This is a genomic window from Saccharomonospora iraqiensis subsp. paurometabolica YIM 90007 (genome assembly GCF_000231035.2).
In the GTDB taxonomy this organism is placed as follows: domain Bacteria; phylum Actinomycetota; class Actinomycetes; order Mycobacteriales; family Pseudonocardiaceae; genus Saccharomonospora; species Saccharomonospora paurometabolica.
Window position 1 is genome coordinate 51,151 of sequence record NZ_KI912236.1, and the last position, 6,134, is coordinate 57,284.

5 protein-coding genes and 2 pseudogenes are annotated in these 6,134 nt (G+C 70.6%); 6 read left to right on the forward strand and 1 reads right to left on the reverse strand.

Annotation, left to right across the window (positions count from 1 at the left end; translation table 11 throughout):
• From SACPADRAFT_RS34410 to pstB, 6 genes and pseudogenes are all read left to right on the forward strand, one after another.
• A pseudogene (locus SACPADRAFT_RS34410) lies at positions 1 to 352 on the forward strand (LCP family protein); the annotation flags it as partial.
• A 132-nt stretch (positions 353 to 484) separates the two neighbouring features.
• Positions 485 to 1,147 carry a phosphate signaling complex protein PhoU gene (gene phoU / locus SACPADRAFT_RS0211830; protein ID WP_007026074.1) on the forward strand — a complete coding sequence of 221 codons (663 nt, stop codon included), beginning with the start codon at positions 485 to 487 and terminating at the stop codon, positions 1,145 to 1,147.
• A gap of 254 nt (positions 1,148 to 1,401) precedes the next feature.
• Positions 1,402 to 2,496, forward strand: coding sequence for a phosphate ABC transporter substrate-binding protein PstS (pstS, locus tag SACPADRAFT_RS0211835; RefSeq protein ID WP_007026075.1), 1,095 nt, complete (start codon positions 1,402 to 1,404; stop codon positions 2,494 to 2,496).
• A gap of 97 nt (positions 2,497 to 2,593) precedes the next feature.
• Positions 2,594 to 3,538, forward strand: coding sequence for a phosphate ABC transporter permease subunit PstC (gene pstC, locus SACPADRAFT_RS0211840; protein WP_007026076.1), 945 nt, complete (start codon positions 2,594 to 2,596; stop codon positions 3,536 to 3,538).
• Entirely contained in the window at positions 3,538 to 4,626 is a 1,089-nt protein-coding gene (gene pstA, locus SACPADRAFT_RS0211845) for a phosphate ABC transporter permease PstA (protein WP_007026077.1), read from the forward strand. The genes pstC and pstA overlap by 1 nt, the downstream gene beginning before the upstream one ends.
• 26 nt (positions 4,627 to 4,652) lie before the next feature.
• A complete protein-coding gene (gene pstB / locus SACPADRAFT_RS0211850) occupies positions 4,653 to 5,432 on the forward strand; it encodes a phosphate ABC transporter ATP-binding protein PstB (RefSeq protein WP_007026078.1) in 780 nt (259 codons plus the stop codon).
• Between the two features lie 84 nt (positions 5,433 to 5,516).
• Here the strand turns inward: pstB and mshD are convergent.
• A pseudogene (gene mshD / locus SACPADRAFT_RS27285) lies at positions 5,517 to 6,134 on the reverse strand (mycothiol synthase); the annotation flags it as partial.

Below are 6,134 nucleotides of genomic sequence, written 5' to 3' on the forward strand. Positions count from 1 at the left end.
TGCCGCACCGCCCGCGTCGCCGGAGCCCGAGGTCGGCGACGACGCGGGCGACGCCGGGGACGCCCCGGGCCGGCCCCTGTCCCGCGACGAGCGTTCGCTCGAGGACCGGCTGACGATGACCGATCAGCTGGAACCGATCGACGACTCGGTCGCGAACATCCGCAAGATCGACGATTCGCTGGCGCGGTTCTCCGCGGCCCACGACGAGCTGGAGGCCGAGGAACAGAAACGCCGGGCGAAGCGGCAGAAGTTCGCCGCCCGCATCGAACAGACCCGCACCGCACTGCAGAAGGTGGTCTCCGTCGGTGCCCCCCGCAACGGCCGGAACTCCGACGACGACGACGAGGACTGAACGGCCCGACCCGCCTCCCCCGGTGTCCGCGAACGTCGGGGGAGGCGGGCGTAGGGAATTGACAGCTCCGGTTCACCGAGGGTTCATCCCGCGATGCGGCGTCCGTGCGGAGCCGGACGTAGAGTGAGCCGCATGCGCGAGGCTTACCACGTCGAACTCGAGAATCTGGCGTCGAAACTGGCCGACATGTGCACTCAGGTCGCGGAGGCGATGGAGCGCGCCACGCGGGCCATGTTGGACACCGACCTCGAACTCGCGGAGCGCGTCATCAGCGACGACACCCTGGTCGACGACGCCCGCGCCGACTGCGAGGAGCAGGCGTACGCGCTGCTGGCGCTCCAGTCGCCGGTGGCGACGGATCTCCGGGTGATCCTCGCCGCGATCCACGCGGCGGAGAGTCTCGAACGCATGGGGGACCTGGCGCTGCACGTCGCCAAGGCGGCCCGCAGGCGGCACCCCGACCCGGTGCTTCCGGACGACGTGCGGCAGTACTTCGACGACATGGGGCGGGCCTCGGTGCGCCTGGCCCGCCGGGCCGAACAGGTCATCCGCACCCGGGACGTCGACTCCGCCCGGGCCATCGAGTCCGACGACGACCAGGTCGACGAGATCCACCGGCACCTGTTCAGCGTCATCATGGACAAGGAGTGGCAACACGGGGTCTCCGCCGCCGTGGACATCACCCTGCTCGGCCGCTTCTACGAGCGTTACGCCGACCACGCGGTGTCGGTCGCCCGGCGGATGGTGTTCGTCGTCACCGGCCGGATGCCCGGGTACTCCACGTCCGACGTCTGAGCCTCCCGCAGTCCCCGTCCACCCCCCGCGACGGCCGGACGTCCCCGCGAACGCACACGGGACGTCCGGCCATGCGCCGACCCGACGTCACCCATCCGTGATGTCGCCGTGACGTCCGACCGTCGTCGGGTTCCGTTCAGTCGCTGTTCACCGACACTGCCCTGGGGTGTCACGTCCCGGCCATAGCGTTTCGTTCCGTGAGCAACCCCAGCGGCCGGCCACGGCCGGCCACGACTCATCGGAAGAGGTTTCCCGTGCAGCGTCACTCCCTGCGCCTCGCCCTCGCCCTTCCCGCGGTGGCGACGCTCGCGCTCACCGCCTGCACCGCCGTGAACGAGCGCGGAGACGGCCCGGGCGGGGGCTCGGGCCTCGCCGGAACGATCTCCGGTGCCGGAGCCAGCTCGCAGGAGGCCGCCCAGGCTGCCTGGCAGGCGGGCTTCGTGGAGAGCAACCCGGACGTCACGGTGAACTACGACCCCATCGGCTCGGGCGGCGGCCGCGAGCAGTTCGTCAACGGTGGATCCGACTTCGGCGGCACCGACGCCTACCTCGACGAGCAGGAGCTCGCCGGAGCGAAGGAGCGCTGCGGAGAGGTCGTCGAGCTGCCGGTCTACGTCTCCCCCGTGGCGCTCGTGTTCAACCTCGAGGGGGTCGACACGCTCAACCTCTCGCCCGAGACCATCGCCAAGGTCTTCAACCAGGACATCACCACCTGGAACGACCCGGAGATCGCCGCGGACAACCCGGACGCGCAACTGCCCGACACCCCGATCACCCCGGTGAACCGCTCGGACGAGTCCGGCACGACGGAGAACTTTCTGGAGTACCTCTCCGCCGCGGCCCCCGAGGCATGGCCGCACGAGGTCAGCGGGGACTGGCCGGTGGCGGGCGGTGAGGCCGCGCAGGGCACCTCCGGTGTCGTGCAGGCCGTCCGCAACGGCAACGGCACGATCGGCTACGCCGACGCGAGTCAGGCGGGCGAGTTGAGCACCGTCTCCGTCGGCGTCGGCGACGAGTTCGTCGACTACTCGCCGGACGCCGCCGCGAAGGTGCTGGAGGTCTCCGAGCGGATCGAGGGGCGGGGCGAGTACAGCTACGCCTACGACGTCGCCCGGGACACCACCGAGTCCGGGACCTACCCCATCGTGCTGGTGTCCTACGCTCTGGCCTGCACGAATTACGATGACTCCGGCAAGGCCGAGCTCGTCCGGTCCTACTTCGAGTACATGCTCAGCGCCGAGGGACAGGACACCGCGGCCGAGAACGCGGGCTCCGCCCCGCTGTCCTACACACTGCGCAAGGACCTCGAACCCGCGGTCGCTGCGATCGGCTCCGGCTCCGGCAGCTGAGCGCCGCGCGGAGTCGCACACGTTCGGGTGGCCACCTCCGTAGGGTGACCACCCGAACGCCCGTGTGCGGGCGGTAAGCACAGGAAAGGGAAGGCAATTGCCCAGCACAGCGGAACAGCCCCGCGCCGGCCGGACACCGCGGCGGCCGGGGGACCGCATCTTCGCAGGAGCCTCCACCGGGGCGGGCGTCCTGATCCTCGTCGTCCTCGCCGGGGTGGCCGCGTTCCTGCTCGTGGAGGCGTGGCCCGCGCTCACCGCCCCCGCCGGGGAGATCCCCGGTGAGGGCGGGGTGGCCGTCTACGTGTGGCCACTGCTGTTCGGCACCGTGCTCTCCGCGGTGTTCGCGCTCGTGCTCGCCGCACCGCTCGCGGTGGCGATCGCGCTGTTCGTGACCTACTACGCCCCCCGCCGCATCGCGCAGGGGCTCGGCTATCTCATCGACCTGCTCGCCGCCGTGCCCAGCATCATCTACGGTCTCTGGGGCTTCACCCAGCTCGCACCGCTGACGGTGGAGCCGACCCGGTGGCTGGCGGAGCACCTCGGGTTCATCCCGTTCTTCGCGGGCCCGGCCTCCGCGACCGGCCGCACGATGCTCGTGGCGATCCTCGTGCTGGCGGTGATGATCCTGCCGATCATCACCGCCGTCGTGCGGGAGGCCTTCCGCCAGACGCCGCGCCTGCACGAGGAGGCGTCGTTGGCGCTGGGGGCCACCCGGTGGGAAATGATCAAAATGGCGGTGCTGCCGTTCGGACGGTCCAGTGTGATCGGTGCCTCGATGCTCGGCCTGGGCCGCGCGCTCGGCGAGACGATGGCCGTGGCCATCGTGCTGTCCGTCTCGGGCGGTGTCACGGTCAACCTGATCGGCACCGGTAACCCGTCGACGATCGCGGCGAACATCGCGCTCCAGTTCCCCGAATCCACCGGCATCGCCGTCAACACGCTGATCGCCTCCGGCCTGGTGCTGTTCGCCCTGACCCTGCTCGTGAACATGGCGGCCCGCGCGGTGATCGAGCGCCGCAAGGACTTCTCGGGAGCCAACTGATGCCCACCTCGACGAGAACCCCCGAGACCGGCGGGACCGATCTCCACGCCCCGCTGGCCGGCGTGCCGTTGACCCACGGCCAGCTCCCGAAGTACGCGCCGTGGGCGGTGCTGGCCCTCGCCACGGCCGCGGGCGTCGGCCTGTGGCTGGCGGGCTGGCACGTCGTGGCCGCCGCGGTGGTCGCCGCGCTCGGCCACACCGTCGTGCTCTACAGCTGGTCGCGCTCCGTCGAGGGCGCCCGCAAGGCCACCGACCGGCTGGTGACCGCGGTCGTGACCGGGGCCTTCCTGCTCGCGCTCGTCCCCCTGATCTCGGTCGTGGTCACGGTGCTGACCAACGGGCTCGCCCGGTTCGACGCCGAGTTCTTCACCTGGTCGATGCGCGGCGTGCTCGGCGAGGGCGGTGGCGTCCACCACGCCATCCTGGGCACGCTGATCATCACCGGGCTCGCCACGGCGATCTCGGTCCCGGTCGGGATGCTCACCGCCGTCTACCTCGTCGAGTACGCCCGCGGCAAGCTCGCCAAGGCGATCACTTTCTTCGTCGACGTGATGACCGGCATCCCCTCGATCGTGGCCGGGCTGTTCGCCTACGCGCTGTTCGCGCTGATCTTCGGCCCCGGGGTGCGGATGGGCGTCATGGGCGCGGTCGCGCTCAGCGTGCTGATGATCCCCGTGGTCGTCCGGTCCACCGAGGAGATGCTCAAGCTCGTCCCCAACGACCTGCGGGAGGCCTCCTACGCGCTCGGAGTGCCGAAGTGGCGCACTATCCTGAAGGTCGTGCTCCCCACCGCCCTGGCGGGCATCGCCACGGGGGTCACGCTCGCCATCGCCCGCGTGATCGGGGAGACCGCCCCGCTGCTGATCACGGTGGGGATCACCTCCGGCGACAACTTCGACCCGTTCGACGGACGGATGGCCACCCTGTCGGTGTTCGCCTACTACGAGTACGTCAGCCCCGGGACGCCTCCCGGACCGTCGCTGGACCGGGCGTGGGCGGCCGCGCTGCTGCTGATCATCATCGTGATGGCGCTCAACCTCGTCGCCCGGCTGATCTCCCGACTGTTCGCACCGAAGACCCGCGGCTGACGCGGGAGACCTGGTAAGGAAGCACTGTGGCAAAGCGCATCGAGGTCAAGGACCTCGACATCTACTACGACAAGTTCCTCGCCGTGCAGGGCGTGTCGATGACCATCCAGCCACGGTCGGTCACCGCGCTCATCGGGCCCTCCGGCTGCGGCAAGTCGACGTTCCTGCGCACCCTCAACCGGATGCACGAACTCGTGCCGAGCGCGCGGGTGGAGGGTCAGGTCTTCATGGACGACCAGGACCTCTACGCCCCGGACGTGGACCCGGTGCGGGTGCGCACCCAGATCGGCATGGTCTTCCAGAAGGCCAACCCGTTCCCGACGATGTCCATCTACGACAACGTGGCCGCCGGGCTCAAGCTCAACAACAAGCGGGTCCGCCGTGCCGAGATGGACGAGATCGTCGAACGCTCGCTGCGGTCGGCGAACCTGTGGACCGAGGTCAAGGACCGGCTGACCAAGCCCGGCTCGGGCCTGTCCGGGGGCCAGCAGCAGCGGCTGTGCATCGCCCGGGCGATCGCCGTGCAGCCGGACGTCCTGCTGATGGACGAGCCGTGCTCGGCGCTGGACCCGATCTCCACCCAGGCCATCGAGGACCTGATGCTGGAGCTGAAGGAGAACTACACGATCGTGATCGTCACGCACAACATGCAGCAGGCGGCGCGGGTGAGCGACACGACCGGGTTCTTCAACCTCAAGGGCGTCGGCGAGCCGGGTGAGCTCGTGGAGATCGACGAGACCACCACGATCTTCTCCACCCCGCAGAACAAGGCCACCGAGGACTACATCTCCGGCCGGTTCGGCTGAGTCGTCCACCCTGCCGTTCCCGCTCGGGCCGGGCCGCCCTCCGGGGTGGCCCGGCCCGGGCGGTCCCCGACCGGGGTGACGGGGTCAGCCGTCGAGGGCGTACTGCACGTCGGTCTCGACGGTGTCGAAGCCCAGCGCGCGGTAGACGGCCACGGCGGGCGCGTTGTCCCCCTCGACGTAGAGGATCACCTGGTCCAGTCCGCGCCCGCGGAGGTACCGCAGGCCGGCCAGCGTCAACGCCCTGCCGAGCCCGCCGCCCTGCGCGGCGGGATCCACACCCACCACGTACACCTCGCCGACCGGGGTTCCGCCGAACCGGTGCGGGTTCGCCGGATGGATCTTCGTCCAGTGGAACCCGACCAGCTCGCCCTCCGCGTTCTCCGCGAGGAAGAACCCGTCCGGGTCGAACCAGTCCTCCCGCTCGGCGTCGGTCAGCTGCGCCACGTCGAAAGCCGCCTGTTCGGGGTGCCAGTGGAACGCGCGGGCGTTGACCTCCACCATCGCCCGTTCGTCCCGGCCCGGCACGAAGGTCCGCAGGCGGACGCCCCCGGGCAGCCGCGGCTCGGGCCACTCCTGGCGTGCCGACTCCGCCCGCATCACCAGCAGCTCCCGCGCGCGGGTCATCGCGTGCCGCTGTGCGAGCCGCGCCGCCGCCGGGTGGTCCCCCGTGCGCCCACACCCGCAACCCGGACGGGACCCGCG